At 59.9% G+C, this 26,349-nt stretch carries 37 protein-coding genes and 2 other RNA genes; 18 read left to right on the top strand and 21 right to left on the bottom strand.

Going from position 1 to position 26,349, the window contains the following annotated elements; translation table 11 throughout:
* Window positions 1–2 precede the first annotated feature (2 nt).
* The 10 genes from ACQRBR_RS00345 to ACQRBR_RS00300 form a co-directional block, all read right to left on the bottom strand.
* Window positions 3–710, bottom strand: a complete 708-nt coding sequence (locus tag ACQRBR_RS00345) for a hypothetical protein (protein ID WP_427811977.1) — start codon at window positions 708–710, stop codon at window positions 3–5.
* Between the two features lie 12 nt (window positions 711–722).
* The gene (locus ACQRBR_RS00340; protein WP_289616264.1) at window positions 723–992 is read right to left on the bottom strand and encodes a hypothetical protein; all 270 of its coding nucleotides are present in this window, start codon (window positions 990–992) and stop codon (window positions 723–725) included.
* Window positions 992–2,650 carry a portal protein gene (locus tag ACQRBR_RS00335; RefSeq protein ID WP_300644913.1) on the bottom strand — a complete coding sequence of 553 codons (1,659 nt, stop codon included), beginning with the start codon at window positions 2,648–2,650 and terminating at the stop codon, window positions 992–994. Before ACQRBR_RS00335 ends, ACQRBR_RS00340 begins: the two co-directional genes overlap by 1 nt.
* A 3-nt stretch (window positions 2,651–2,653) precedes the next feature.
* Entirely contained in the window at window positions 2,654–2,899 is a 246-nt protein-coding gene (locus tag ACQRBR_RS00330) for a hypothetical protein (RefSeq protein ID WP_278338114.1), read from the bottom strand.
* Window positions 2,900–2,908: 9 nt separating this feature from the next.
* Window positions 2,909–3,436: a hypothetical protein gene (locus ACQRBR_RS00325; RefSeq protein ID WP_427811976.1), complete on the bottom strand. Its 528-nt coding sequence runs from the start codon at window positions 3,434–3,436 to the stop codon at window positions 2,909–2,911.
* Complete coding sequence (locus ACQRBR_RS00320; RefSeq protein WP_300644919.1) at window positions 3,417–4,772, bottom strand: terminase large subunit domain-containing protein; 1,356 nt, start codon at window positions 4,770–4,772, stop codon at window positions 3,417–3,419. The genes ACQRBR_RS00325 and ACQRBR_RS00320 overlap by 20 nt, the downstream gene beginning before the upstream one ends.
* Before the next feature lie 2 nt (window positions 4,773–4,774).
* Complete coding sequence (locus ACQRBR_RS00315) at window positions 4,775–5,236, bottom strand: hypothetical protein (protein WP_278338112.1); 462 nt, start codon at window positions 5,234–5,236, stop codon at window positions 4,775–4,777.
* Between the two features lie 3 nt (window positions 5,237–5,239).
* On the bottom strand, window positions 5,240–5,497 hold the full coding sequence (locus ACQRBR_RS00310; protein WP_278882758.1) for a hypothetical protein: 258 nt from the start codon (window positions 5,495–5,497) through the stop codon (window positions 5,240–5,242).
* An 8-nt stretch (window positions 5,498–5,505) separates the two neighbouring features.
* Window positions 5,506–5,799 carry a hypothetical protein gene (locus ACQRBR_RS00305; protein ID WP_427811975.1) on the bottom strand — a complete coding sequence of 98 codons (294 nt, stop codon included), beginning with the start codon at window positions 5,797–5,799 and terminating at the stop codon, window positions 5,506–5,508.
* A 122-nt stretch (window positions 5,800–5,921) separates the two neighbouring features.
* Window positions 5,922–6,392: a glycosyl hydrolase 108 family protein gene (locus ACQRBR_RS00300; protein ID WP_427811974.1), complete on the bottom strand. Its 471-nt coding sequence runs from the start codon at window positions 6,390–6,392 to the stop codon at window positions 5,922–5,924.
* A gap of 987 nt (window positions 6,393–7,379) precedes the next feature.
* Between ACQRBR_RS00300 and ACQRBR_RS00295 the strand changes: the two genes are divergently transcribed.
* Complete coding sequence (locus ACQRBR_RS00295; RefSeq protein WP_427811973.1) at window positions 7,380–8,012, top strand: hypothetical protein; 633 nt, start codon at window positions 7,380–7,382, stop codon at window positions 8,010–8,012.
* A gap of 1 nt (window position 8,013) precedes the next feature.
* On the opposite strand, the gene ACQRBR_RS00290 is transcribed toward ACQRBR_RS00295, so the two are convergent.
* The 7 genes from ACQRBR_RS00290 to ACQRBR_RS00260 form a co-directional block, all read right to left on the bottom strand.
* On the bottom strand, window positions 8,014–8,247 hold the full coding sequence (locus ACQRBR_RS00290) for a MerR family transcriptional regulator (RefSeq protein WP_427811972.1): 234 nt from the start codon (window positions 8,245–8,247) through the stop codon (window positions 8,014–8,016).
* Window positions 8,248–8,315: 68 nt separating this feature from the next.
* Window positions 8,316–8,699, bottom strand: coding sequence for a hypothetical protein (locus tag ACQRBR_RS00285; protein ID WP_006005906.1), 384 nt, complete (start codon window positions 8,697–8,699; stop codon window positions 8,316–8,318).
* Window positions 8,647–10,047, bottom strand: a complete 1,401-nt coding sequence (locus ACQRBR_RS00280; protein ID WP_427811971.1) for a hypothetical protein — start codon at window positions 10,045–10,047, stop codon at window positions 8,647–8,649. The genes ACQRBR_RS00285 and ACQRBR_RS00280 overlap by 53 nt, the downstream gene beginning before the upstream one ends.
* 2 nt (window positions 10,048–10,049) lie before the next feature.
* On the bottom strand, window positions 10,050–10,295 hold the full coding sequence (locus ACQRBR_RS00275; RefSeq protein ID WP_289616257.1) for a hypothetical protein: 246 nt from the start codon (window positions 10,293–10,295) through the stop codon (window positions 10,050–10,052).
* A complete protein-coding gene (locus tag ACQRBR_RS00270; protein ID WP_300644938.1) occupies window positions 10,292–10,594 on the bottom strand; it encodes a DUF4258 domain-containing protein in 303 nt (100 codons plus the stop codon). The genes ACQRBR_RS00275 and ACQRBR_RS00270 overlap by 4 nt, the downstream gene beginning before the upstream one ends.
* 3 nt (window positions 10,595–10,597) lie before the next feature.
* Window positions 10,598–10,813 carry a hypothetical protein gene (locus tag ACQRBR_RS00265; RefSeq protein WP_006005914.1) on the bottom strand — a complete coding sequence of 72 codons (216 nt, stop codon included), beginning with the start codon at window positions 10,811–10,813 and terminating at the stop codon, window positions 10,598–10,600.
* A 28-nt stretch (window positions 10,814–10,841) separates the two neighbouring features.
* On the bottom strand, window positions 10,842–11,084 hold the full coding sequence (locus tag ACQRBR_RS00260; RefSeq protein ID WP_427811970.1) for a helix-turn-helix domain-containing protein: 243 nt from the start codon (window positions 11,082–11,084) through the stop codon (window positions 10,842–10,844).
* 280 nt (window positions 11,085–11,364) lie between these two features.
* Here ACQRBR_RS00260 and ACQRBR_RS00255 point away from each other — a divergent pair, with 280 nt between their 5' ends.
* The 14 genes from ACQRBR_RS00255 (at window position 11,365) to ACQRBR_RS00190 (ending at window position 19,085) form a co-directional block, all read left to right on the top strand.
* Window positions 11,365–11,880 (top strand): S24 family peptidase, encoded by a 516-nt coding sequence (locus ACQRBR_RS00255; RefSeq protein ID WP_427811969.1) that lies wholly within the window; start codon window positions 11,365–11,367, stop codon window positions 11,878–11,880.
* 21 nt (window positions 11,881–11,901) lie between these two features.
* Window positions 11,902–12,801: a hypothetical protein gene (locus ACQRBR_RS00250; RefSeq protein ID WP_427811968.1), complete on the top strand. Its 900-nt coding sequence runs from the start codon at window positions 11,902–11,904 to the stop codon at window positions 12,799–12,801.
* Entirely contained in the window at window positions 12,801–13,502 is a 702-nt protein-coding gene (locus ACQRBR_RS00245) for a DNA-processing protein DprA (RefSeq protein ID WP_427811967.1), read from the top strand. The genes ACQRBR_RS00250 and ACQRBR_RS00245 overlap by 1 nt, the downstream gene beginning before the upstream one ends.
* A 40-nt stretch (window positions 13,503–13,542) precedes the next feature.
* On the top strand, window positions 13,543–14,085 hold the full coding sequence (locus ACQRBR_RS00240) for a hypothetical protein (protein ID WP_427811966.1): 543 nt from the start codon (window positions 13,543–13,545) through the stop codon (window positions 14,083–14,085).
* A 483-nt stretch (window positions 14,086–14,568) separates the two neighbouring features.
* Complete coding sequence (locus ACQRBR_RS00235; protein ID WP_303995909.1) at window positions 14,569–14,754, top strand: hypothetical protein; 186 nt, start codon at window positions 14,569–14,571, stop codon at window positions 14,752–14,754.
* Between the two features lie 199 nt (window positions 14,755–14,953).
* Window positions 14,954–15,130 (top strand): hypothetical protein, encoded by a 177-nt coding sequence (locus ACQRBR_RS00230; RefSeq protein ID WP_278882746.1) that lies wholly within the window; start codon window positions 14,954–14,956, stop codon window positions 15,128–15,130.
* Between the two features lie 11 nt (window positions 15,131–15,141).
* The gene (locus ACQRBR_RS00225) at window positions 15,142–15,321 is read left to right on the top strand and encodes a hypothetical protein (protein ID WP_337441448.1); all 180 of its coding nucleotides are present in this window, start codon (window positions 15,142–15,144) and stop codon (window positions 15,319–15,321) included.
* The gene (locus ACQRBR_RS00220; protein ID WP_308599482.1) at window positions 15,284–16,081 is read left to right on the top strand and encodes a RecB family exonuclease; all 798 of its coding nucleotides are present in this window, start codon (window positions 15,284–15,286) and stop codon (window positions 16,079–16,081) included. The genes ACQRBR_RS00225 and ACQRBR_RS00220 overlap by 38 nt, the downstream gene beginning before the upstream one ends.
* Window position 16,082: 1 nt before the next feature.
* On the top strand, window positions 16,083–17,285 hold the full coding sequence (locus ACQRBR_RS00215) for a hypothetical protein (protein WP_427811965.1): 1,203 nt from the start codon (window positions 16,083–16,085) through the stop codon (window positions 17,283–17,285).
* 212 nt (window positions 17,286–17,497) lie between these two features.
* Window positions 17,498–17,944, top strand: coding sequence for a hypothetical protein (locus tag ACQRBR_RS00210; RefSeq protein WP_289616249.1), 447 nt, complete (start codon window positions 17,498–17,500; stop codon window positions 17,942–17,944).
* Between the two features lie 154 nt (window positions 17,945–18,098).
* On the top strand, window positions 18,099–18,266 hold the full coding sequence (locus ACQRBR_RS00205; protein ID WP_303868430.1) for a hypothetical protein: 168 nt from the start codon (window positions 18,099–18,101) through the stop codon (window positions 18,264–18,266).
* A gap of 3 nt (window positions 18,267–18,269) precedes the next feature.
* Window positions 18,270–18,334, top strand: an RNA gene (locus ACQRBR_RS00200) — hammerhead ribozyme type II.
* A 135-nt stretch (window positions 18,335–18,469) separates the two neighbouring features.
* Window positions 18,470–18,745, top strand: a complete 276-nt coding sequence (locus tag ACQRBR_RS00195; protein ID WP_427811964.1) for a hypothetical protein — start codon at window positions 18,470–18,472, stop codon at window positions 18,743–18,745.
* A 97-nt stretch (window positions 18,746–18,842) separates the two neighbouring features.
* On the top strand, window positions 18,843–19,085 hold the full coding sequence (locus ACQRBR_RS00190; protein WP_006005948.1) for a helix-turn-helix transcriptional regulator: 243 nt from the start codon (window positions 18,843–18,845) through the stop codon (window positions 19,083–19,085).
* Here the strand turns inward: ACQRBR_RS00190 and ACQRBR_RS00185 are convergent.
* Both ACQRBR_RS00185 and ssrA read right to left on the bottom strand, forming a co-directional pair.
* On the bottom strand, window positions 19,049–20,263 hold the full coding sequence (locus ACQRBR_RS00185; RefSeq protein ID WP_427811963.1) for a tyrosine-type recombinase/integrase: 1,215 nt from the start codon (window positions 20,261–20,263) through the stop codon (window positions 19,049–19,051). The genes ACQRBR_RS00190 and ACQRBR_RS00185 overlap by 37 nt on opposite strands.
* A gap of 206 nt (window positions 20,264–20,469) precedes the next feature.
* Window positions 20,470–20,851: a transfer-messenger RNA gene (gene ssrA, locus ACQRBR_RS00180) on the bottom strand.
* Window positions 20,852–21,000: 149 nt separating this feature from the next.
* On the opposite strand from ssrA, the gene ACQRBR_RS00175 reads away from it, so the two are divergent.
* Window positions 21,001–22,338, top strand: a complete 1,338-nt coding sequence (locus ACQRBR_RS00175) for a sodium-dependent transporter (protein WP_427811962.1) — start codon at window positions 21,001–21,003, stop codon at window positions 22,336–22,338.
* 241 nt (window positions 22,339–22,579) lie between these two features.
* Here the strand turns inward: ACQRBR_RS00175 and aspA are convergent, their stop codons facing one another.
* Window positions 22,580–23,974, bottom strand: a complete 1,395-nt coding sequence (aspA, locus tag ACQRBR_RS00170; protein WP_302261534.1) for an aspartate ammonia-lyase — start codon at window positions 23,972–23,974, stop codon at window positions 22,580–22,582.
* Between the two features lie 187 nt (window positions 23,975–24,161).
* Here aspA and ACQRBR_RS00165 point away from each other — a divergent pair, with 187 nt between their 5' ends.
* A complete protein-coding gene (locus ACQRBR_RS00165; RefSeq protein WP_427811961.1) occupies window positions 24,162–24,674 on the top strand; it encodes a hypothetical protein in 513 nt (170 codons plus the stop codon).
* Window positions 24,675–24,972: 298 nt separating this feature from the next.
* On the opposite strand, the gene ACQRBR_RS00160 is transcribed toward ACQRBR_RS00165, so the two are convergent.
* Window positions 24,973–25,665 carry a tellurite resistance TerB family protein gene (locus ACQRBR_RS00160; RefSeq protein ID WP_427811960.1) on the bottom strand — a complete coding sequence of 231 codons (693 nt, stop codon included), beginning with the start codon at window positions 25,663–25,665 and terminating at the stop codon, window positions 24,973–24,975.
* 367 nt (window positions 25,666–26,032) lie between these two features.
* Here ACQRBR_RS00160 and ACQRBR_RS00155 point away from each other — a divergent pair, with 367 nt between their 5' ends.
* On the top strand, window positions 26,033–26,221 hold the full coding sequence (locus ACQRBR_RS00155) for a hypothetical protein (RefSeq protein WP_168936508.1): 189 nt from the start codon (window positions 26,033–26,035) through the stop codon (window positions 26,219–26,221).
* Window positions 26,222–26,349 lie beyond the last annotated feature (128 nt).

The following is a 26,349-nucleotide window of genomic DNA, read 5'->3' as shown; positions in this document are numbered from 1 at the left end:
CACTACTCCTTGAACATGCCCTTGTAGGTATCGACCGCGCTCTCCCGGGCATCGGAGGGAGCGGTACCACTGCCGCCGGACAGGACATCTTCGGACAGCAGCTTGCCGATCTCATGGAAGGCCCGCACGAACACGGGGTTATTGGCCATGTCACGACCTTCGATGGACGTGGCCAGGCGGCCGCCCATGCGTTTGTCCAGGGCCGTGAACGCCTTCAGGGCCGTCGCCTTGTTCTCGTCAAAGCGGCTGCCCCACTCGCTGCGCAATTCCTTCACGCCGTCAGCGATGATCTTGTCCGTGATCTCCTTGTTGGCACCCAACTGCCAGTCCAGCAGCTTTTGTGCCTGGTCCTGGGTGATACCGTTGTCCACGCAGAACTGGCGGAAACCGTTTTCCACGCCCTGGTCGATCTGCCCCTTGAAGCTGTCGGGATATTTCAGGGCGATGTCCTCGACCTTTTCCGCCGGGCGGTAGCCAAGGCCACGTTCCAGGGCCTTGAGGGCCTCTTCCGCGCTTCCCACGTCCTTGAGTTTTTCGCCCCAGCCTTCGGGCAGACCTGCACGCCAGTCGGCAGGAGGCGTGGTGCCGTCACCGGCCGGCGTCCCTTCACCGCCTTGAGGTGTCCCACCCTGGGGCGTGGTTTCCGCAGGGTCGCCCGCAGGCGGGGTACCGGGATCGGTGACAGTAGAGGTCTCGATATCGTTGGACATGAAATATTCCTCCTATTGGATGCCTTGAAGTTTGCACACGATGCGGATGTAGATGTCAGGTACGGCCTGGGCCATGCGGTTGAGGATCTGGTCGGCTATGTTCCGCATCCTCATGTCGTTTTCCGTGACCATCAGGCGGCCTGCCCCCAGCTCCTGCAGCAGCTGGAGCCAGATGCGTTCCGCTGCCGGGGACTGCATCATCTCGAACCAGTCCAGGCGCTCTGCTTCGTCCAGCCGGGCCTGTTCGGCCGCTTCTTCTTCATGGGTCAGGAGCTGTGGCATCAGGCATCATCCTCCTGTGGGCGTCCCATGACCTCACCGGCCACAGTGCCCTGTGTCCTGACATTGCCGACTTTGGCCATGCTTTCCATCATCCGGGCCTCCATGTCTGCCTGCTGCTGGGCGGCTGCTGCCTGCTCGCGCTGCTGGCGGATGGCGGCCACCTGTTCGTCGCTGCGTATGATGCTGGCAGGTACGCCCAGACGTTGGGCCAGCTCGTCCACCATCTGGTCGAGATCCAGCTTGTCCAGGATGGTGGGCTGGCTCTGGGCCCACGGCCCCACCTGGTCCATGAACTGGCCGATGGAGACCGCGGCCGCCTGTTCCAGCATCTGGGCCATGGGCGACTGGTACGAGACGTTCAGCGTGGCCCACGGGCTGAGCCCCTGCGGGGGCGGGGGCAACAGCCCCTCTTCGTCCAGCAGCTGGTAGACGCGCTCGATGCAGAGCGTCAGGACACGCGGCTCATAGCTGGAGACCGTCGGGCCCATGAGCTCGGCAGAACGGCGGCGCCTGTCCATGTATTCGGTCATGGTCATGCCCGCCGGGCGTGTCTCAAGGCTCATGTTGGCGAAGATGTTGGCCTTCATCACGTCTTCGAGCCGCATGGAGATCTGTTCGATCTCCTGCTGCACGGCCCCCACGGCGGGGCCGAAATTCACTTCATAGAGCGGGCGCAGGGCATTGGACTGGCCGTAGGCCGTATCGGAAATGACACTGCCCGGCATGGCGCGCACATGGCGCTTGAGCGTGCCCGGCGCCAGCAGGGGTGGCTGGATCATCATCTCGATGCCCACGGCCTTGCGCTTCTCCCAGGCTTCGATGCCCTTCTGGTCGGCCAGCGCATCGTCACCGGGACCGGTGCCGTAGACACCGCGGGCATCCTCCCAGGTGGAGAAGAAGAACGGCATGGAGCGGAAACCGCTTTCCCGCAGCAGTTCCGTGCCACCCTGGTCTTCGTACCAGAAGGAGGCAAAGGGCATGTTGCGGTTGTCCCCGCGCTCCGGGTCGCGTTCCTCACGCTTGCGCACCACCTGCACCACCTCGATGGGGGCATAGGGCTGGCTCTCCAGCTTTTGCCGCGTGGCCTCACACAGCCTGTCCCTGCCGAAGCGCCGGGCCATCTCCACCGGCGTCATGCGCAAGCGCCGCACCACGCAGGACAGCGTACGGTCTTCGTCCAGGGCCACGGCATAGGTGCCGCAGGTCTGGCAGGCGAAGCGGGCCACGGTACGGGCCGAGGCATCACAGGAAAGCAGCGCGCAGCCAAACCCAAGCAGCTCGCGGTTGAAGGCATGGATGGCACTGTAGAAGCCGCCCGCGGCCAGCACGGCACGGATGCGGGCATCCACCACGTCCACATATTCGTTGCCGCCGGTGACTTCCCTGTCGGCCCTGTCCAGGAACTGGTGCCGGAACCACGGCGAGGACGCCGGCGTGATGGCCTGCGTCATGCCCGCAGCGGCTTTGCCCAGGGCGCGCTGGGCCGCCGGGTTGAGCAGGTTGGCGTCCCGCAGACATTCCGTCTCTTCGCCCTGGAACAGGCCGCGCGACGGCAGGATGAGCTTGCCGATCTCCCATTGCTGGGCCAGCCGTTTGCTGCGCAGCCCTTCCAGATGGGCCACCAGCTGTTTGAGCTCCTTCAACGTCGGGGCTGCCATGGTCTACCCCATGCGCCCCAGCAGGCTGGAGCCGGTGCTGGCGACACCGCCCGAAGTACCCAGGGGCGAAGTCAGTACCGTGCCGCCCATCTGCTGCCGGCGGCGGAGCTTGCGCTGCTCCTCGTCACGGATAGACTGGCTTTCCGCTTCCTGTTCGGCCTCGCGCGGTGCCTCTTCCGCCTCATAGGTGATGACCGACGGCCCCGAAGACTGCCCGCCGCCAAAGATCGACGAAACGACGCCTCCCATATCCCCTCCTCAAAGATCGTTGCGGTCCAGGCTGGCAAAGGCCATGTCCCGGCAACGTGCCGGGGCGCCCGGACCGGGCATGTGACAGCCGCCGCGCAGGCGCTGCGGCCAAAGCGTGAACCCAAGTCCCGCCATGAAGCGGTGCAGGTGCCGGTACGAAGCGGGATAGGCGGCCAGCAGGGAACGCAGGGGCCAGGTGCGGAATATCCAGGCCACGGCCTCGCGCCCCAGACGGAGACTGTCATGCTGCCAGTCCCGAAAGATGACGAAATGCACCGTACCGCTCAGGCCGGCGGGCACCACCCACAGGGCCCCTGCCAGCCGCCCTTCCCGGACATCATCGAAGGCGAGGCCCGTCAGGGTGGTACGCGGCGAGACCGTGTCCAGCCAGTCCAGCACCGTGGGGTCGACCCGGTCCCAGAGCACGGCATGGGCCAGCCCCTCGTCCTGCATCCTGGCCCAGGGCAGACGCCGCAACTCCGGCGTATCCGCCTGGATGAAGCGGTAGGCATGCTGACTACCAGGGGCGAGCATCATCCTCTCCTCCATCCCAGCTGAACAAAAAGCCGTGGGCATCACGGGCCTGTTCCGGCAGGAACATCTCCTGCCCAGGCTCCGGCAGGGCCACGGGCGCGGCAAAGGTCAGGGCCAGGGCGTCGGCGATGTCCGGCGAAGCCCCCAGGCGCTCCTTGATCTTGTCCTTGGGCTCCAGCACCATGCGGCCCGCGGCATCGTACCAGTACAGGGGGGCCGAGAGCTCCGCCCGCAGGCGGGGCACGTCGTCCCCTTCATCCGGCAGCTTGCCGCCGGACTTGAGCCACTGGCGCAGGCCGTACCACATCTCGGAACGCCGGTTGGCAAAGCGACCTTCCTGCAACGGCTTGCCGCCGAAAGGCACCTCAATGACATCGTGGCCCAGCTGGCGCAGGCGGTCGATGACGCCCTGCCCCTGCCCGGCGTCGATGAACACGGCGTGGGGGCGGTTCTCCATGATGGCGGCGGCCACCCTGTCGGCCAGCTGCATGTTGTCCAGCCCGCGCATGACCACCGGCCCGTCGGCCTTGAGCCCCTGCCGTCTGACGATGACGCTGCTGTCGGCCCCGAAGCGGGCCACGTCCACGCCCAGGATGACGGGCATGCCGCCCACATCGTCCCACGCCAGCTGCCGGGCCTCGGCCTCCAGCACGTCGGGCAACGGGATGAGGATGTCGTCGGAGCTGGCCGTGAAGTCGCAGAGCATCTCCTGACGCCAGGCGTTCTCCGAAAGTTCGGCTCGCAGGCGTTCCACTTCAGCAGGCGGCAGGCTGGTGGTGCCCGTGACCGGGAATGACATGGCACACCACAGCGGGTCGCCCTTTTGCTGCCGCTCCAGGGCGCGGTAGTACAGTTCACTGAAAAGGTTGATGCCGTGCGGGGTGCCGATAAACAGCGCCCATCCTTCACGGTCTGCCAAAGCCGGCTGGATGATCTCGCCCCACACTTCGGGCTTCATATCGGCCACTTCGTCCAGCACCACCCCGTCGAAATACAGGCCGCGCAAGGAGTCCGGGTTATCGGCACCATAGATGCGGATGCGGGCCCCATTGGGCAGCATGATGGACAATTCGGATTCGTTGACCGTACGGCCGGGGATGGGCGACGTGTAGTATTTCAGATAGTCCCAGGCCACAGCCTTGGCCTGGTTGCGGAAGGGCGCCACATAGGCGAAAGAGCCGCGGGGCTTATTGCAGGTCAGGGCCCCCTTGATGGTGTGGTTGACGGCCAGCACTGTCTTGCCGTAACGGCGGTGGGCCGCCACGACCGAAAACCGCGCAGCCTCCAGTCTCTCATGTACGGAAAGGTCACGGGGCTTGTAGGGGATGGTGACACGCATGGCTATTTCTCCCATGTGATGCTGAGGCCGCCGGAGACCTCGGTCTCTGCCTTGTCCTGGATGCCCCAGGCCTTGCGCTCGCATTCCTGGGCATTACGCAATGCTTCCGATGCGATCTTCAGACACTTGAGGCGGTCGAAGTCGTTGGCGTCCAGAGCCGCGCGCACTTCGTTCTTGAACCCGCCCCACGCCTCCCGCTGTTCGCTGATGACGGCGGCTTTCCTCGCTGCGGCAGCCTCTACCGCCGCGGCCTTTTTTTGAGGGTCAACGGCGTTGACCGTCCCGTTGACCTTTGCCTCGGCCCTGCGGTTCACCACGTCGGTCAGGTCGGCCGTCCATCCTTCCTTCCGGGCCCGCCGGCTGATGGCGGCTTTGTTGACGCCATGCCTGCGGGAAAGCGCCCCCATGGTCGCCCCGGCCTCGAATTCGGCCCGGATGGTCTCCCAGTCGTAACGGACAGCCATCCCCTACCCCTTCCTTTCCCGTTCCGCTTCCAGGCGGGTCAGACGGCGCTCATGGTCATCGGTACGGCGAAAGAACTCCCGGTGGTCGCGGGAGTTCCCGTCACGGTCGGCAAAGGCCATGATGCAGCCCTCACGATGCACCACCAGGTCGTCCAGCTTGTCGCTGATGCGCTTGAGGCAGTAGCCGCCCACCCCCAGCAGCAGTACCCACAGGCCGAAGATCACGCCCAGCAGGACGGTGATGAAATGCCCGTTGTCCATGCCCCCTCCTAAAAGCCCATGCCGAACATGGCCGATACGGCCAGCCACAGTTCCTTGCCCATGCTGGGCGGCAGCAGCACGTCGGGCCAGTAGGTGGCGATGACGGGCCGCAGCAGCAACTCCCAGCCCGCAGCCACGGCCAGCAGGTACATGAGCAGTTTGCGCGGCGTCATGCGTCCGCCGCTGGTGCGCTCCGTCTCGGTGTTGATCTCCATCTGCTGTTGCTGGAGCCGGGCACGGTCGGGCAGAATCTTCTCCAGGGCCTTGCCGCCCAGGCCCAGCAATGCGGAAAGCCAGCCCATCACGCCCTCCTCTGCGCCAGCAGGAACTTTTCCAGGGCATCGGCCCGGTTGAGCCAGCCCTCCAGGAAAACGGCCTGCGAAGGCTTGTCGCGGGCCAGCCCCTCGTAGAAAGCGCAGCGCGCCTAGATGACGGCCCGGATCAGGGCGTCCGTGTCACAGGCCAGCGAGGCCCGCGTCCGGGGCCCCAGGATGCCGTCCACCTCGATTTTCACGCCGTAGGGGCCCACACAGGCGTTGTAGCCGCGCTGGGCCAGCTTGACGGACTGGGCACAGCCACTGTTGACGGCGGCGTCGTACAGGGCGCAGGCGGGCCGGAACGGCATGTCGTCCAGACGCAGCCGGTCCCAGAACTCGCGCTTAAACATGGCCTCGGCCATATCCGGCGTCACGGAACGCATGGAGGCCTTGTTGACGGGCAGACGGAAGCCGATGCGCTGCAACCAGTCGCGGCCCTGCTGGGTCGCGGCGATGCCCTGCACGAACTTGATCGAGGCCCCGTAGGCCGTCAGGCCACCGGTGTCGGCGGGATGGTCGGAAAAGCCGCCCTCCCAATGGGCGGTGAAGGCATGGGCGCGGTGGAAGTTGTCGGACATAAAAAACGCCTCCGGGGTTTTGCCGGAAGCGTAGCATGGGGTTGACGGGAGGGAAGACAGGGGACGATCTGGGGAAGCTCTCCCCAATAGCACTAGAGGGGTTGACAAATTTTTGCAAAGATGTCATTTAGGGAAGATGATAATTGTATAGCGTGAGTTGGAGTGGGGTGCAAAGGATATCACCATGATGACTCCGCCACCCATGATTGTGGCCTCATTTGCTGCTTTCTATGCTTCCAGCAGGAGCCATGGGCTGAAGGCACTCTGCCCACTGAAAACAGCAAGGACCAAAAGACGCCCTGCACTGTTCATCTGCACGTACAAGTCCTATGCCGTCTTTGTGCCGACGACAAGTCATTCCGTCAGTATGCACAGGCGTAATTTCTGGATCAACAGGAATTTTGTACCAGCCTTGCGACAGTGCAGCTACGTAGACCCGCAGGAACTGTGGTACGTTCCTACATGCATCATCCCTCATTTTTCTGAAAATTTTCGATTTTCTGTCAGCGCTCATTACGTAAATTCTGTCATTTTCCCTGTGTACCTGCCGCTTATCGACGGCCTTAAAGCTACCATCTAACTTTAGAAAGTCACCCCACAGGCTCACGCACTTTTTAGCCCTCCCTTCGTGGAGGGCTCTTTTTTTCCAGCTCCGGGCGCGGCCCTGCCGCCCCGCTCTCCGTCCTGTCTCCGGCGCAGCGCCCCGGCCCTGGGGGATGCACCTGTCCCTTTCCCTGCCGGCCCTCGCGTCTGCCCCGGCCCGCCGAAGACGGCGGCCCCACTGTCCGCATCATGGCCGCAGGGCGCAGGCCCACGGCATCCAGGGCCTCGTCCACGGCATGGACCACGGCCACAGGCCCGCGAGGTCCCGTCTGCCGGTGTGCCCCCTGCTCCTGCTTCTTGCCGAAAACGCAGCACCGGGCTTTACGAAAGCGAAGACCGAAGATAGCCTGGTTGATCTCAAAAATATCTGGGAAGGAGTCCACTATGTCCGATACGAACTGGCATGCTGCACTGATCGACCTGGCAAGCGACCTTCCGCGGGCCGTGACCTCATGGCTGACGTTTGAATCTGCCTGCAACCGGCAGGAACTTTTCTCTGAATATTATCTTGCCAAGCCCATAGGGGAATATCTGCAGGCCAATACGGTAGGGATCCTGAAGTCTGAATATGACCATCCCGTCCTGTCATCCTATGATGCAGGGAGGAACCCGCAGATAGATTTCGTCATCCTCCGCAATGGGCAAAATAGTAACATTTGTTTTGCCCTCGAGGTGAAGTGGATACGGAAGGGAACGATATCGCAGACGATCCCAAGGATATATAACGACATCCTCCGCCTTCGCCTGCTTGTTTCCAGCCTAAGCAATGCCCAGTTTTATTTCTTGATCTCAGGGCTTCGGGATGACATCGACAGGCTGGCGGATCATTTTGATATCATCCATAAAAAAAATATCTATGAAATAGCATCTATCGATAAAAAGATATACAAAGATATCCCCGAGCGAACGCGGTTGGCCATCTCAGAAAACGAGATCAGCTCCTTCGCTGTACGAAAGCTCAGCGGCTATAAAAATCGATACATCAGATCTATGATATTACGCATCTCAGGCCGATGAGCTATCCCTTCCCCCGCCACCCCTGGAGTGCGGCCATCTCCGCGCTGTAGCGTTTCCGTCGCCCGTCGCCTTCTACGGCGATGGGCGCGCCCTGAGCCACCCACTTTTTCACGGTCTTCTGTCCCACGCCCATGGCTTCGCAGATCTCCGCCATGGTACGCAGGATGCACGGCACATAGGCCACCCCTGCCCACTGTCCTGAGACCTGCGGGACTGTCTGCTGCATATCAGCCATACTCACCTGTCCTTATCTTCCGCCCGCTTGGCGTCGTTGAAAGCCTTCTGTCCTGTCCATCCCTGCCCCTACTGCACCCGCAGGCGCTGCATCTCGTTCCGGGCCTCGCTGTCCCCGCGCAGGGCCTGCAACAACAGGCGGGCCATGTCGCGGTGCGAGCGGGGCCCCACGGCCACTGTCTCCACCGGCAGGGCCGCCGCATCCTGCCGTCTCTCGGCATGACGGCAACGGGGCAGCAGGCGCAGGATGTCCGCCGGGCAGGGGAAACGGCCGGATTCCTGCCGGTGCAGCACGAAGGCCCGGCCCACGGCCTCCCTGTCCTGCCCTTCCAGGTCCTGGGCCCAAATGTCGGCCAGCAGGGCCAGCTCTTCCTGTGAGCGCCCTGTCCGGTAAACCGCCTCACATTCTGCAAGGCGCATGATCAGCCAGAGCCTGTCGATCCGCATGTCCATGGTGTCCTCCCGTCTGTGTCCGTTCTGCTTCCCGTGCTTCGAGCAGGGCGCGTGCCAGCTTGCGGCTGTCCTGCTGCCGCTGCTGGAACTCCGTCGGGGCCCGCGGCTCCCGCCCCACGCCCACGATGCCGCCCCCGCTGCCCTGCCCCGGCTGCACGAAGGGCTCGTCATGCCAGCCCTTGCCGTGCAGCCATCGGGCCATCCTGGGCACCATGCCCCGGGCCCAGCGGCTGTCTTCGGCCAGCAGGCGGGCGATGGCCTCCCGGATGGCATAGCTGGGCGCCAGCGTCCCGTTGCCGTGCAGGCGCATCCATTCGCGCCAGGCCTCTTCCTGCCCCTGCTTCACGGGCCAGAGCTCCCAGCAGGAGAGGAACGCCTGCCATTCCGGGTGCCCTTTGCTGGGGGCGTCGGTCTTCGCAGGGCCGTCAGGGCATGGGCTGCGTCCCCGGCCCTCAGGCACGGGTCCCGCGGATGCCGTTGTGTCCTGCCCGCAGTCAGGCATGGCCTTGCTGCCGGTCTCCCCATCGGCGCAGGAGGCATCCCCACCGGCCCGTGGGTTCGTCCCTCTGGCCCTGGGGTTCGTCCGTACCGCTCGCGGGTTCGTCCCGTCCTTCCGTGAGCCGGATGACGGGGCCGGGCTGTCCGGTGGGCGTGTCCCCGTCCGCACACCCACCTCCCCCTCGCTCGCTAGGGGTAAGGGGTGTGTATTATTATAAGCCATAGGGGCTGGAGAAGGAGCAGGGGCAGGGGCAGGGCTCAAATCATCGTCGAACGGTCGTTCAACGGTCGTTAACGGTCGTTCGACGACCGTTCGAGCCTCGTTGACGACCGTTGTCTGGTCGTTGTCCGCGCCCTGAGCGTCGCCACCGGCCCGTCGGCACCCCCTGATCATCCCGTCGATGACGGCCCAACGGTCGTTGGATGTCCGCAAGGCTTCGTAGTCCCGCTTGCTGACGCCCCTAATACCGGCGCCGACCAGCGCCTGGTATTCGTCAGGGAAGACCTTGGCCATGCGCGACAGGCGGGAGGCATCGGAGCGCGACTCACCGGCCGCGGCCCAGGCGTTGTTCTCCTGCCAGTCATGCAGGCGCAGTCCGCCTTCGTCCTCGTCCAGAAAGCCGACGCCCTTCAGCGTGGGCACGAGCGTGCCTTCCTCGCCGCACCAATCCACGGCCAGCTCGATGTCCTCGTCTTCCATGCCGGACAAATCGCCGTCAGGACGCACCCGCGCCGCATAGGCCCAAAGCTGGAGCAGCGCCACGACGCCCTCGTAGCCCAGACGCCTCCTGAGCTTCTTGGTCTTGTGGTGGGCGAAAAAATCGACGGATACGCGAAAATCGGAGTTCATCCTCACTTCCCCCAGCGCCATCTGGCGTAGCTCTCGAAGCCGTCGAACAGCTTGCGCACCGCCGGCGGGCATTCGGATTCCAGCACCCAGGTCTCGGCAAAGCTGACCTCGTCCAGTTCCAGCACCTCTCCCGTACCCGGCAGGATGATCTGCCATCTGTGCCGGGGCAGCGGCGCCGCATAGGCGCGCTGGTACGGCATGGTCACCGTGATGGCCCTCTGGGCCCTCATGGGCAGTTCCTTCTTCATCGTGCCTCCCGTACATGGAAACGACGCTTCTCCCGCCGCTTCCGGCTCTGTGATTTCTGGATGCGCCGCTTGGGGTTGCGGCGCGGCGTGCGCCATGCCGTGATGACCATGCCGTCACGGCTCACCACCACTCGCAGGCGGCCCCGGGCCCAAGTGCCCGTGCCCTCCCCTTCCGCCACCAGCACGCCCTGCTCCAGGGCCTGTTCCACATGCAGCGCCGAGATGCCCCTCTCCAGGCACCGCCGCACGGCATGACCGGAAAAACAGCGGATGGCTCGTGTCGTACAGGTATCCGTCATGTATTACGTCTCGTCCTTTTGTGTTGCAGACCTGTCCCGCCCGCTGTCGTATCCTTCCAGCATACCGGGGTTGCATTCGAGGATGGCCAGATACGTCTCCAGCGCCTTCACGATGACACCGGAGCGCGTCACCTCGTTACCGGTGGCGGCGATCACGTCGAACAGGCGGTCGTAAAGCGGCTGTGGCAGCCGCAGGGAAAAGGATTCGCTGCGGGGCATGTGTTCCCTCCCGGCCACAGCAAAGCGCTCACAGGGCCGCCTTGGCGGATGGCGACGGGCCCGTGGTGGGGTCAGGCGGCCAGAGGTCGGGACGGAGCTCGGACAGGGGGATGCCCAGGTTACGGGAATAGACGACAGCCGACTCCGCAGCGATCTTGTCACCCTTGCAGTGACGGTAGACAGCGTTCAGGCTTCGGCCCCCACACGCCTCGGTCAGCTCGCGGTAAGTCAGGCCACGAGTTGTCCTGAATGTTTCCAGTGCGTTTTTCATAACCAAAATGTTATTTGTTAATAACATAAAAGGCAATCAAAAAACTATCTCGTTTTTTGCATAAAACGAACAGCCTAGCTATGGGTAAAACATGGATACCAACATCTATGAAGAATCGGCACAAAGGGCTTGGGATGCCATCCTCGGCAAAGTGAAAGAGCTTGAAGCCTCAGGAATGAAGCGGGCAGAGATTTCACGGCTCCTTGGGCATACCGGACGGTCTGCCGTCACGAACTGGCTCAAGGAGTCCTCGACGTCCCGAAACGCCTCATTCCCTGACATGTTGCGGTATATTGACGTGCTGGGGCTGGACATCCAGGACTACTTGCCTAAATCGGCCACCATCCGCCGCCCAGCGCCCAATGCTCCTGTGGAAAAGGCCGACGCTGACGGCAGCGTGACCATCCATGTCTATGCTCTGGCAGGCGCGGGTCCGGCCTTCGATCTGGAAGAAAACGACCCCCTGGCCACCATCCGCGTCCCCCTGGAATATGCCATGCAGTGCGATTCCGCCCTGCTGGTCAAAGGGGACAGCATGGCCTGGACCATCAAAAGCGGGGGCGTCGTGGGCGTCATCCGCCGGAACTTCGACTTCGTTTCCGGGGAAGTCTACGCCGTCCGCCTGCCGTATGAAGGGCTCTCCATCAAGCGCGTCATCGTGGATGCCGCCAGCGGGGAATACATCATCCGCTCCGATAATCCCGACAAGGAAAAGTACCCAGACCGCCGTCTGTCCATCACGGAATATGCCGACATCATCTTGGGCCGTGTGGTCTGGGTCTGGCAGGCGCTGTAATTTCTCTAATATGGAGTAAATATGATCTACCTCGGTGACGAAGAAGATATTATTGATCCTCATAGATATTATGAACAACACAACATATCGAAGGATAGTTTCTTCAGCATCAGAGATACTGAAGAAACGTCTCATAGAAAAATATTCAATAAATTTTCAGGCATCCAGAAAAATAAGGAAAGGCCGACATTTTCTGTTTCTTTTGGAGAGACAATAGTCCCCATCTATGAAACTATGACCCAAAATAAACTAATATATTCAACACGTCATAAGAATTTTTGGCATTACCTGCCTGACAAGACAGCTATTAGAAAAGTTGAAGCTTGGGAGCAACAGCAAAACTTACGCGTTTTTCTCAAAGACAATTTATTTTCATCAATTGCTCTTGATTTATATGAAGATAAGACAAAACAAAGGCCAGCAACGGCTTTTTATTATCTGAAATATGCCAGAATAAGCGGTGAAGCATATAAAAAAACATTAACATGGACAGCCAATGAATTTGTCCGGACGATTCAATCCCTCCCTTTTTATAAAGACTGTAAATATATATCCGCCGTCCCTCCCAGGCCTGGGAAAAAAGGACTCGATTTGCCTGCACTGCTCGCGACAGAAATTTCAAAAAAATTAATAATTGAGGATATTACATCAACTTTTCAATATACAGGTGAAAAAGCGCAGGGAAAAACATTATCTCGGGATGATAAATGGGCCGCATGGGAGGCAGCTGGCCTTTCCTGTACAAAAGATTTAGAAGGCAAGGACGTGATTTTGATTGACGACCTATATCAGTCTGGAATTTCAGTAAATTTCGTAGGAATGAAATTGCAGGAAGCGAACTGCGGAAAAATTTGTGGACTGTATATAGTAAAATCACTCAATGACAAAGATAATATACAGAGAACACCAGGAAGTGAGTGATGCCAACTCTACGGAAAACGACATCCCCATTGCCGCCAATTTCAGTGCGGGAAATTTTCCTGAAAAATGGAAAATCTCAGAAAATATACTGCATGGGGAATCTAAAATTACTGGATATCCCGGGTGCCGGATTTTGTGGATCTCGCAAAGTTTCTCCTGCAGGTGTTTCTGTAGCTGAAGATTGTGCCGTGCAGATTGCCCAATCTGGCTATCCTGTCATTTCAGGCTATGCCGCTGGCGTCGATATGACTGCGCATACCGCCGCGTTGGCAGCTGGCGGAAGCACAGTTATCGTGCTTCCTGAAGGGATTGACCATTTCAGAATCAAAAAAGAAATAGCTGAGTTCTGGGATTGGAATCGAATTTTGGTCATCAGCCCCTTTGACCCGGAAATGCGCTGGACCGTGTATAGGGCTATGGGGAGGAATCACGTCATCGTTGCTCTTTCACGTGCCATGATCGTTATAGAAGCTGGCGAGAAAGGGGGGACTCTTGCTGCAGGATTGGCATCCTTAAAAGCCCAGTGCCCCTTATTCGTTGTTGACTATGGAGAGAACGACTATGCAGTAGGTAACCGGGTTCTTCTTCAAAAAGGCGGACGGTCTCTTAAAAAATCTATCAAGACAAATAGGGCAAGTTTGGGGGCTGTATTGACATGTCTCCGGGGGGAAGTGCTTCAGGAACAGCTTTCCCTGCTTTGATTTTGTGTTGAAAGGGCGTTATAGCTAAAAATGTGATGTTATGGATTTCGATGAATTAAAAAAAGATTACACTCTTCAGCTGCATGAAGGACGCGTCCAAGCTGCCTTGGATAGCAATAAGGGGATGATTGAATTTTCAAAGATGTCCCTGCGAGGTGCTACTATTTTGAATGGCACTGCTGCTGTCGCCATCATCTATTCCAAACAGGTATGGTGGTATTCCGCTGCGTTATGGTTTGGTGGAGGTGCTTTTTTGGCTGTCCTGGCTACAGGGATGACCTACCTTACACAATGGTTGCTCTTTGAAACATGGCGCCCTGCACTCATGGGAGGCGTTATGAAAATTGCGCCGGTCCCCCCAGATACAATTGCCCAAACCAGAGGTGACCGGAGGGAACTTTCTACGATGGTACGTCTCCAACTAGAGGCAGATCCTCCCCACTGGACTGTCCGTTACTCTACCATTGGCAGGATAATCTCGATCATCCTGGTACTGATATCGTTTGTCTGTTTTGGTCTTGGATTGTTTGATGCCTATAGCCTCCTTGAGCAGCAGCCAACTATAGCGCCACACGAACCATAAATTTCAATTTTCTTGATTTCCCCATCCCGCCCTTCCGGGCGGGATTTTTTTATCCCTATAGTTATTTTAAAAAAACAAACCTTGACAATGTTATTTTAACATAACAAAATAACCTCACGCACACCGGGGAAGGCCGGGAACACGGGCCACGGCCCAGAGTACCACAAGCCTCCCCCGGTGGACGTTCCCCACAAGTACCGAGCTCGGCAAGCCGCAAGCCTTTGGGAGCGGGAAAGCACGCGACGGCAGGGAAGGGGAAACGAGGTTGGCCCGGGAGAAGGGGCCCCCGCAAGAATGGCCGTGTGCGACACGGCAGGCCGAAAGGCGGCGGGCGGTGGCGACGAGAGCGCCGCACGGGTGGACGCCAGTTGCGAGCAGCCCGTGAAACCAAGACGCTTTCTGACTTCACACCGCCCCCGGGTGACCGGGGACGGGAATGGAACCGGAAAATCTCAAGTTCTACTTCAAGAAAGGGATGCATCTATGACCACCAGCGAAGCCATCAACGAACGTATCGAAGCCCTGAACGAAGAACTCAGCGCCATCCACCAAGCGCAGAACATTTCCCGCTGCTGGGCCGGAAACCACACCGCCCTGCTCAACCTCGACCGCCGCGAGGCTGAGGTTTGCCGGGCCATCAATATCCTGTCCCTGAACCGCTTCGCATAAACGAACTATCCGGGATTCCAGGATAGTTCCCCCTGACCGGCAGCGACAGTTCCCCTACCCTGTCGTCGCCGGGAGTGGGGCCGCGACGTGTCTGTGCTGCACCAGGCTGTTTTTACGTCGTCAGCCATGTCACCCCACAGCGGCAAACGCCCGGTGGCCTACCTTCCCGCCGGGCGTCATTTTTTCAAGGAGTATCCCCATGCGCCAAGATGATCGCCCGTTCTGGCAAGAAGTCAGGGAAGAACTCGACCCAAGGAAAAACGTCGTCGGATGGGCAGCCGCCATCATCATGCTCGTGGTCGTCTGTGTGTTTGGCGGCATCAACGATCACCCCGCCGAACCGGCCATGCGCCCGGCCACCATCGTCAGCAAGTAGGGGCGGCGTCCATGTGCTATAATAGCTGCCCTTGGTTCGAGCCGTGGATAGAGCGCTGCCGCAAGCCTCGCGGCGAACGCTGCTGGGAAGAGATCCAAGATGAGGAAGAGCGCCTACACGCGCTCGTGGAAGAAGATAAGGTGGAGGACGACAATGGAGATGACAGCCATCCGGGCATCCAGCCTGCCTGAGTTGTTCGACTGCCCGGCCCGCTGGGAGGCAAAGCACCTTTGCGGACGGCGCCTGCCGCGCAGCGCTGCCGCCCAGCTGGGGACGGCGGTCCACGCCGGAGCAGCTGTCTTCGACGTCCAACGCATCCTGGGCAGCCCCATCACACCCGATGATGCCGCCGGCGAGGTGGTGGACGCTATCCATCATCCCAGGGAAGACGTGGACTGGGGCGAAGACAGCCCCCGGGAAGCGGAGCGCATCGCCCTGGCCCTGCACGGGCTGTACTGCCGCAACATCGCCCCGGCCAGGAACTACGTCGCCGTGGAGGCCACATGCGAGCGGCTGGAGATCACCGACCTGGGCCTGGCCCTTACCGGCACCACGGACCGCATCACCACCAATGCTCTGGGCGACCTGGGCATTGCCGACATCAAGACCGGCAAGACGGCGGTCGCGGCGGACGGCACGGTCCGCACGGCGGGGCACGCCGCCCAGATCGGTGTGTACGAACTGCTGGCCGGCGCCGCCATCGGCCAGCCCATCACCGCCCCTGCCGAGATCATCGGCCTGCAGGTGGCCAAGACGGACAAGGGCCGCCGCGCCGCCGTGGGCGTCATCACCGGCGCCCGCGAGCTGCTGGTGGGCACGGAAGAACAGCCCGGCCTGCTCCAGATGGCCGCCCGCATGATCCGCAGCGGCGACTTTTACGGCAATCCCAAATCCCAGACCTGTACCGAAAAATATTGCCCGGTGTTCCATGGATGCCGGTGGAGGAGATGACATGAGCCTAGCAACCACCCTCAATACCCTGCAACGCAAACCCGTTATGACCACCGGCGATATGCCCATCAGCCTGGAGACCATCTCCGGCTTTGAAAACCTCCAGCGCATGGCCCGCATGTTCGTCACGGTCCCCTTCGTGCCCGATACGTTCCGCGCCCCCTATACCGACGAAAAGGGCAAGCGGAGGGGCTGCTCCAGCATTGAAGAAGCCATCGGCTGCTGCGTCGTGGCCCTGGACATGGCCATGCGTATGAAGGCCAACCCCTTGGCTGTCATGCAAAACATTTATGTTGTGCATGGACGCCCCGCCTGGACAGCCCAGTTCCTGCTGGCCACGCTCAACAATTCCGGGCGCTTCTCGACCATCCGCTACAAGTTCCAGGGGACACAGGGAAATGACGACTGGGGCTGCCGGGCCGTGGCCAAGGAACTGACCACCGGTGAGATTGTGGAAGGCCCGCTCATCACCATCGGGCTGGCCAAACATGAAGGCTGGTTCAAGAACAGCAGCAAATGGCAGTCCATGCCAGATCTTATGCTCCGCTACCGGGCCGTGTCCTGGTTCGTCCGTGCCCATGCGCCGGAGATCGCCATGGGCCTCAAGACGGAAGATGAGCTGCGGGACACCATCGAGCTGATTCCGCAGGAGGACGGCAGCTGGGCAAAGCCTGTAGAGGAGGCCACGCCTTCTACGTCCGTCGAAACGATCAGGGAAAGCGCCTCTCCTGCCGACAGGGGGCAGGAAGATGCCACATCCGATACCAGCGCACAGGACAAGGCAGAGGCCCGAAGAAAGGCGCAGCAGGAGCTTGAGGACTTGCGCCATGAGGCTCTTGCGACCTGGGAGGACGCGGGCCTCACACTGGAGGCCGCCTGCTTCCTGGCTGGTAGCAGACAGCCCGAAGCCTGGAGCAAGACCGACTGCAAGCGCATCATCAAGGAAGCCGTCGCGAGGGCATCTGCCGTACCGCAGGAACAGCCGGAAGCACTGCAGCCCAAGGAATCCCCTGCCCCTGACTCCACGCAGGCCAGTGGCGCCGACACAGCGCCGGAACCGGCCCAGGTGCAGAGCTTCGTCCCGCCGTACCAGACGTTCACCTGCCCTCACAACGGAGCCCAGATCACGGAAGACGACTGCTACGACTGCAAGCACCGCACAGGCTGCCCCCATTGGGAGGCCGCCCCGGCTGCTGATGCGTGATTCCCAGCCATCCATCCTCCCCCAAGCGCCCCGCCGGGGGCCTCGTACCCGGCCATGAGGAGGACATATGCTGCCCACCTTCAATGTCATCACCTGCCGCCGGTGCGGAAGATCGTTCATGGCCCCATCGCCCAGGTACAGGTTCTGCCCTGGCTGCCAGAAGGAAAAACACAGGCGTACCGATGCCGCCCGACGGGCCGCGAGGCGTTGCCATGTCTGATCCCAACGACAAGTCCGCCTCCATTTTGCTCAAAAAACAGGGCAAAACGGAGGCTATTTTTCTATACGACTTTGCCCAATTTACGGGGCAAAATGAGGATGCCGGGCTGTACCGTGCCAAGATCAATGGCTGCTGGCACTGCCCGGACGGCAAATACACGGCTCTATCAGCGGATGCCGTGGCCGCCCTGGTACGCGACTGGCTCACTGGTGCCCCGCCTCCCGGGCCACGTCCGCAAGGGCTGGACAAGCCCGTCCGCGTCTTCGCCCACTGGGATGATGACGATGGCGGAGGCTGCGGGCAAGCATGGACAAAGACACCGCCCCACTTGGGCGCGGATGCCCGCTGGTGGATATGGATAGACGGCCCGCGCCTGGTGCGCTGCGAAGACGTACGCGTGCTGACGCGGGAAGAGCTGCGGCAACTCACCAGCAAGTGAGCATCACCAACGAAAACAGGCCGTTGCCTTCGCGTCGTGCGGGGCAGCGGCCTGTTTGGCAAATAAACGTCGAGCGTTGTGTCAACTCAAAGCCCGTTTTTTGAGCAACAAACTGGCTTGCTGCAAATGGATGAGCAGCAAAGGAGATGAATTGATGGACGTCGTAAGGACTGACGATGAAATCGCCCGTGTGGAAAACTGGGCCGTGGCCGTGGAAGGCTCTGACGAAGAGAGCAACTATCCCGGAATGACCTACGAGCAGGGGGTTATGGATACCCTCGCATGGCTCAGGGGAGACAGCGATACGGCTCCCGACGAATAACCCCAGCGAAACGCCCCGCCCGGGGCGTCGTCGTGGCGTGGCGGCCACGGCCTGATGAGCAGCCACAGGTAGAAGATCATGGACAACAAAAACTACCGCCGCGCCCGCAAGACGGAGACGCCCTGCCCCTGTATCGCAACGGCTGCTTCTACCCGCCGCACCGCGACCGGAGCCACGTCCCCGGCCCGCAGGAGACCGCGCTGTTGGAGCTGTGGCAGGACTGGACACGGCGCGAAGCCGGCCTCCGGCAAGAGTTCATGGCCATGCTGCGGGAACTGGACGCCCGCCGCGGCGACCTGTTCAGCTACGCCGTGTCCGACCTGGGCCGCAATGCTGATACCATGTTCAGCCCGCAGTGCCTGCTGGACAGCCTGTTCCAGAGCCGCACGGAAGCCGAACAACGCTTCAGCCAAGCGCTGGATGACGCCAGCCTGCACTTGCGCCTGAGCCTCAACGTGGCCGTGGCGCTGGGAAGGTAAGATCAATCACACACCGAGAACATGAAGAAGGCCGTCCTTTGGGCGGCCTTTTTTATTGCCCGGCGGCAACGAAAACACGAGACAAAAGGAGACCCCTATGCCCTCTGAAAGCATCCTGCAGACCCCAAGTCTTCCCCCGGAAATCTGTGCGGACAGCGGCCGGATACTGCGAGCCCAGCAGGCCATGCAGTACCTCAACATCTCCAGGAACACCTTTTACCGCTACATCAAGCGCGGCATCATCCCGGCGCCGCGGTATCGGGGCCGCACCCCCTTCTGGAGGCTCGGAGACTTGCGGGGCGTCTATGCCAACCTTTCCGCCACCCCGGAAACAGACTGAGCCCTGGCCCTCAACTCATCCAGATAGTCCGCCCAGGCCTGCATCAGGCGACGGCGCTCCTTCATGTACTCTGCGCGGTTATAGATGGCCCGGATCTTGTCCCCTCCCGTGTGGGCAAGCTGGGCCTCTATAACATCGCCCCGAAAGCCAAGCTCATTTAGCAGCGTGGAGGCCATGGCCCGGAAACCATGGGCCGTCATCTGATCGCCGCTGTACCCCATCCGCCGCAGCGCAGACGTCACCCCATTCTCACTCAGGGGCCTGGAACGGGACACCCCAGGGAAGACATAGCGTCCGTCCCCGGTGAACTGGCGGATATCCTCAAGCACCAGCATGGCCTGCCGAGAAAGCGGCACGCGGTGCTCCTTCCGCATCTTCATCTTCTCTGCCGGGATGCGCCATTCCCGCGCCTCAAAATCCACCTCTCCCCACTCTGCGTGCCGGATCTCACCTGGCCGGCAGAAGGTCAGCGCGCTGAATTGCAGCGCAGCCCGTACCACCACCCCGCCTTTGTACTGATCCATGCACAGGAGCAACGCCCCCACTTCCGCAGGATCCGTGATCGCGGCCAGCTGCTTTCCCTGGTGTGGCACAAGCGCCCCGCGAAGATCACGGCTGGGATCCGATTCCAGCAAGCCGACAGCGACGCCATACCGGAAGATCTGCCCGCAGATGCCCAGGACGCGCTGGGCGGTCTCGTAGGCACCCCGGGCTTCTATCTTGCGCAGCATGGACAGGATCTCCGTTGGCCGTATGCCCGCGATGTCTTTCTTCCCCAGCACAGGATAGACGTTCAGCGCCAGACGCTCCCGTATAGTCTTGGCATGGCTCTCCGACCAGACGTTCTCCATATTGTTGCGCCAGACCTCTGCCACCTCCTGAAAGGTGCGACCAGGACACGCCGCTTCAGCTCTCGCTTTTTTGAGCAGCATGGGATCGTTTCCGGCCGCTATCTCCTGCCGGCACCGGTCGCGCTTCTCTCTGGCTTCTTTCAGACTCACCTGAGGCCATGTACCCAAGGCCACCAGTTTTTCCTTTTTCTCGACACGGTACTTGAAGCGCCAATATTTCCCCCCTGTCGGGCTGACCTGCAAATAGAGGCCCCCGCTATCATAATAGCGGGCCATTTTCGCGCCCGGCTTGATCGCCTTGATCTTCATCTCTGTGAGCTGCGCCATGCTTGCCTCCCGGGGATATCTTTGGGGTACATCTGGGGGTACCTGTTTGGGGATTGATAAATATACCCCAAAATGTACCCCCAGATAAAGTGTGCTGCTATGACACAAACAGGGACAAACCGGGACAGCAAGGGACTGTAACCCCGCGAAAAGAAAAGGCCCACGGTGTCTTTTGGTACACCGTGGGCCTCTGGGACATGCGCTGATGGTGGAGGCGGGGGGAGTCGAACCCCCGTCCGAGAACATTCCACGCAAAGCGTCTACAGGTTTAGGTCAGGAACAGATTTCACCACCCTGCTCGCCCCTGACCGGGCACAGAGCAGCAATCCCGCCGGTACAGATCTCGTGGAAACTCCCGGCAGGCGCCAAGCTCCACCAGCCTGATGCGATGTCGCCAGCCGGACGTATCAGGCGTCGGCCCGTCTGACGTGACCATCAAATGTGGTCAGGTGCCTCGCTGTTTTTAGGCAGCGTAAGCGTAGTCGTAATCGTTGTTGGCAATTACTTTTGTGCCGCTTTTTACGAGGCCAGCGGCGCCTCGACCTGCAACTTTGGTTTCCACATCCCCGTCGAAACCAATGCGCCCCCAATTGGGAATTACTACTATAGATAATACTACCTGCTTTGACAAGCTGTTTTTTTATGGCCCGTGTACGACAGGTGAAGAGGTTGCACAAAAAACCTCCAGACGCTACAACCGCCCTCCTGGAATATGTTTCAACCCGTACGGAGGATGCATGGCTTCTGCCACTCGAGATCATTTTTCTTCACGGCTGGGCGTCCTGGCGGCAACGCTGGGCTCTGCCGTCGGGCTCGGTAATATCTGGAAGTTTCCCTCACTGGTTGGCCAGAACGGCGGTGCATCGTTCCTTGTGGTCTATCTGCTGGCATCGCTCTGCATCGGGCTGCCGCTGATGATATCGGACCTCAGCCTCGGCCGGGCCGGACGCAGCAACGTCATCAGCATCTTCCAGAAGCTGGCCCCCCGGACCGGCTGGTGGCTGATAGGCCTTTCAGCCATCATCAGCTGCCTGCTGATCTTGGGCTTCTATTCCGACGTGGCAGGCTGGGTCTTTGCCTATATCTTCAAATCCGCCACAGGCGCCGTCTCGTCCACGGACCCTGCCGTGGCCCAGGCTAGTTTTTCTTCTTTGCTGAATGATGGGCCTGTGTCCCTGTTCTGGCAATGGCTCGTCCTGCTGCTGACGGGGGGCATCATCATGCGCGGTGCCTCGGCCGGTATCGAAAAAGTGACGCGTATCCTGATGCCCGTCCTCTTTCTGCTGCTGGTAGGCGTCTGCATCCGCAGTCTGACCCTTCCGGGAGCCTCGGAAGGCTTGCGCTTCCTGTTCATGCCCCAATGGGACAGGGTGGACGCTTCCGTCATCATGATGGCCATGGGACTGGCCTTTTTTAAAATGTCCCTCGGCATGGGCTGCATGCTGACCTACGGCAGCTACTTCAAGGAAGACGTCAATATTCCGCTCATGGCCACCCGCGTCATGATCTGCGACCTGCTGGTCTCTCTGCTGGCCGGCATCGCCATCTTCCCCGCTGTGTTCAGCTTCGGCTTCCAGCCTGCGGAAGGGCCTGCCCTGCTCTTCCTGACCATACCCGCCGTCTTCGCCTCCATGCCGGGCGGGACCTTTTTTGCGACTCTCTTTTTCATCCTGTCTGCCATCGCCTCTACCGGAGCCATCCTTTCCTTGCTGGAAGTCCCGGTGGCCTGGCTCTCCGAACGCTTTTCCCTGCCGCGGACCAAGGCGGTGCCCATCCTGCTGGCCGGGCTCGTCCTGCTGGGCCTGCCGGCGACCCTTTCCACCGGTCCTGCATTGCAGGATGTGAAACTGTTCGGCCTGACGTTCTTCGACTTGTACGATGCGTTGTCGTCCACCATCCTGATGCCGCTGAGCGGCATCGTGACGAGCCTGTTCGTGGGCTATTTCTGGAAAAAAGAGCATATGCTCGCAGCCCTAGGGGGCGGTATGCCGGCCAGACTGGTACGTACCCTGTGCCGCACGGTGACGCCTGTGCTCATCACCCTGGTGCTGCTGCACGGTTTGGGCATCATCTAGGGCTAGGACTAGAACAACCGGTAACCGCATAGAACAGCTGGAGCGAGCCTCCCCCTCCTGGATATGGTCTTCTCCGGTGCCCCGTGCCGGCAACAGACCAAGATAAACCGCTTCTGCCCCGCCATCGAAAATAAAGAAAGCCCGGCGCATCCGCCGGGCTTTCGTGCTTTCTCACCGATGTTTTTTCTGCCTTGCCGGTGTCGATACGATCCGGCCCGGCAAGTCAAAATTAGTTAAAGTATCACTTTAAAAATGGATGGATCATATTTTCCGGAAGCAGCAGTTCATCCAGTTCTTCCCGGGTAAGCAGCTGCTTTTCAAGAACAAGATCCATGACGGAACGCCCGCTTTCCAGGGCTTCCTTGGCGATGCTCGCTGACGTTTCATACCCAAGGCGAGTATTCAGCGCCGTAACGATCCCGATGCTGTTCTCCACCAGCTGCCGACAGCGGTCAGCATTGGCCGTGATCCCTGCAACACAGCGTTCCTGCAGGGTACTGAAGGCCCGGGCCAGCCTGCGAATCCCCGTAAAAAGCGTAAAGGCGATGATGGGTTCCATCACGTTCAGCTCCAGCTGCCCGGCCTCGGCGGCCAGGGTGATGGTCACGTCCTTGCCGATGATGTCGAAAGCGACCTGATTGACAACCTCGGGGATCACGGGGTTGACCTTGCCCGGCATGATGGAGGATCCCGGCTGCATCCGCGGCAAATTTATCTCATGGAAGCCCGTACGCGGGCCGGAAGACAGCAGACGCAAGTCATTGCAAATCTTTGAGATCTTTACGGCTGTCCTCTTCAGAACGCCGGATGTCTGCACATAGGCGCCGGTATCCCATGTGGCTTCCACCAGGTTGGTGGAGAGCCGGACAGGGATGTCACTGATCTCGGCCAGACGCGCGACCACAAGCTGCGCATAGCCCTGGGGAGAGTTGATGCCTGTCCCGATGGCCGTGGCCCCCAGATTGACTTCCAGCAATAACTTCTGCGCTTCATGGATGCGCTGGATATCTTCCCCTATGGTCGTGGCATAGCTGCCGAATTCCTGCCCCAGGGTCATGGGCACAGCATCCTGGAGCTGCGTGCGTCCCATCTTGACGATATGGGAGAACTCCACGCTCTTGGCCGCAAACCCCTTTTGCAGAGGGATCATATGCTCCACAAGGTAGTCCAGCAGCCGGAAAAGGGCCAGCCGCAAGGCCGTAGGATAGACATCGTTGGTCGACTGCGAACAATTGACGTGGTTGTTGGGATGGCAATAAGTATAGGCCCCCTTGGGATGCCCCATGATCTCCAGCGCCAGATTGGCGATGACCTCGTTGGCATTCATGTTCGTGGACGTACCCGCCCCGCCCTGGATGCAGTCCACAGGGAACTGGTCGAGCATGTTCCCGGCCAGGATACGGTCACAGGCGGCGCAAATGGCGATGCCGATATCCCGGGGCAGTACCTGCAGTTCCATATTGGCCAGGGCACAGGCTTTTTTGACGCAGGCCAAGGCCCAGATCATTTCTGGGAACTGGGAAAGCGGCGTCCCGGAAATGTGGAAATTGTTCATGGCCCGCAAGGTCTGCACGCCATAGTAAACCGAATCATCTATGGTCAATTCACCCAGAAAATCATGCTCCAGCCGACTCATGGGACCTCCTGCGGCTATGCCGAAAAAGACAACGCCTGAACAGCGCGGATAACGGAACCCTGTTGCAAAGCGTACCGGGATGCCGGAGCAAAGTCCACTACTCCCCTGTCCGCAGCTCTTGCCAGCGGCGGCAACGCGCTGTAGGTTCGCCAGAGAAGATTCCCTCGAAGATACAGGAGATAGCAGCATGATATTCTTTTGCAGAAAGACTTCCACGGCCGACGGCAGAACGCGCTGGTCCGTGTGCGTACCGACTCTGATGGGTTTCACCACCATCGCCTGGTTCTACTCGGAAGATCTAGCGGACAATTTCATCCGTCATCTGGAAAGCAATGAAGAGGATCGCCGCCTGGCCAGCCTCGATGCCTGGCGCGAGTTCCAGTTCCGTCTGGACTTCATCTGGAGTGAAAAGCTCCAGCAGGACCGGGGGTTGCTGGAAAACCACTGGCAGGATATCCAGAAAGTTCTGGAAGCATACAATCAGCGCATCCATGAGCTGCTGCGCGATACGGCCAGCTATCACAGCGAAGCCTTCACGGCCATCTGGAACGAAAGCTTCCAGGAGCTGGGTACCATCCCCGGCCTGGAAAAGCTAGCCCAGACCCTGCATCAGCAAAGCCGTGTCCTCCACAGCCTCAAGACGGAGATCGCGGCCCGTGTCCAGCAGGTCATGCCGGCAACATCCCAGCGCCTGAACTGATCTCTCCTTTTACGCAAAAGGGCACACCTTGGGTGTGCCCTTTTTTTATTTATCGGCAAAAAATACATCGCGCGAAATTGCGATTTAAGACGCTAAAAAATTTTTTTTTGATCTATGATTCATAAAAATCACTTTTTCGCTCTCAGGGGAAATATGCGCCATTTTCTGTTTCTTGACGATATCGGCCTTTTCCACACCCCCATTTGCCGCAAAATAGATCACTAGGATGCTCCAAGGCCCTATGACCGAAAAAGGCCACCCGCAAGGATGGCCTTTGGTTAACCCGGGCTAAAAGATGCTATCCGGCATGCGCGGCCAGCTGGGCCTTGGCCTGACGGGCCTCTTCCTCCAGCTGTCCCTTGCGGGCTTCGGAGATCTTCAGGGCCGCGGCAAGCGCATCAAGGTAGCTGCGTTCCATAAAGTGGTCGATATCCACGATCATGCACGACAAACGGTACAGGTCTTCTCCCTGCTCTGCGGACCGGATCTCCGCGGCCAGGGCCGCAGGATCGATGGGGGCATTCAGCAGCTGCCCCAAGAGGACATTGGTGTCCTGACCGGGAGCCATCTGAGCAACGACCTTGCTGATACGATCCTGTTCCGTCGCGTCGATATGTCCATCCGCCCGCGCGGCGAACACCATGGCGCGCAGCAGGAGCCGGGCCGTGGAATCCAGCTCGGCAGGGGCCACAGCCGCCACCGGCTGCTGGACAGGAGCCGGTTCCGCAGGCTGGCTCTCTTTCTGGGACTGCGACCATTTCTGGTAAAAATTCCAGGCTACTGCGCCCGCACCGACCAGAGCGGCATTCTGCAACGCGCCTTTGGACATGAAGGAGCCCAACAGCGCCCCCAGGGCGCCGGCACCCACCAGACCGCCAACGCCGCCGGGGGCAGCCTTGGTCAGACCGGATGCCTGTTCTTTGGCCGTATCCATAAGAGAGCCAAGCGTTTCACCAATATTCTTTTTATTGAAGATGTCGAAAAGGGACATATGTACCTCTCATGTTGTTGTCTGGCACAGGGGGATTTTCCATATATTCCCCTGTGCGTAAACAGCGTGTGTCAGAGTACAGATAGGATCATGCCACTATAAGTCAAGAGGATAGCCTTCGGTCTGCTTGCCGGTGGCCCTTGCTTTCTTCCACGCATCTAATCTTCATTGCAAAAAACATGCTTCCAGTATGTCTGGGGCAACGGCACCACGATCGCACGCCCATGCCTCACCATGCCCGCTTCTGCTTTCATACTTTTTAGGGAGACATCCAATCGTCACACAACGGACATGCTCGCGTTCCCGTTTTTGCCTAGTGTGATTTTTGCAAAGGCAAGGCTTTCTTTTCATTTCAAGGAGAAAGATCATGACCAAAAGAAAACAGCCCCCCATCGAATGCCGCTTGCGCCCCAATTATACGAAAAAATGCATCGCCTGTGGGCACGGTCCTGTGGTCGATGTCTATACGAGAGACGGCCATTTCGTGAACAGCACATCCATGTGCGGTGCATGCAGCTTCGGCAAGGAAAAATATGCCGATCCTGAAAACTGGTAGCTGACTCTACCGGAATTCTAAATTCCTTCCTTCCCCTCAGAATGAAAGATGCCATGACACATGCTGCCATGGCATCTTTCGTTTGCCCCTAAAAAAATATGAAAATTTAATAGTTATGACATATTGCC

Origin of the sequence: Desulfovibrio sp. SGI.133 (genome assembly GCF_050313955.1) — a bacterium.
Lineage (GTDB): Bacteria > Desulfobacterota > Desulfovibrionia > Desulfovibrionales > Desulfovibrionaceae > Desulfovibrio.
Note: the sequence above shows the minus strand (reverse complement) of the source record. Positions and strands in the feature narration are given on the sequence as shown.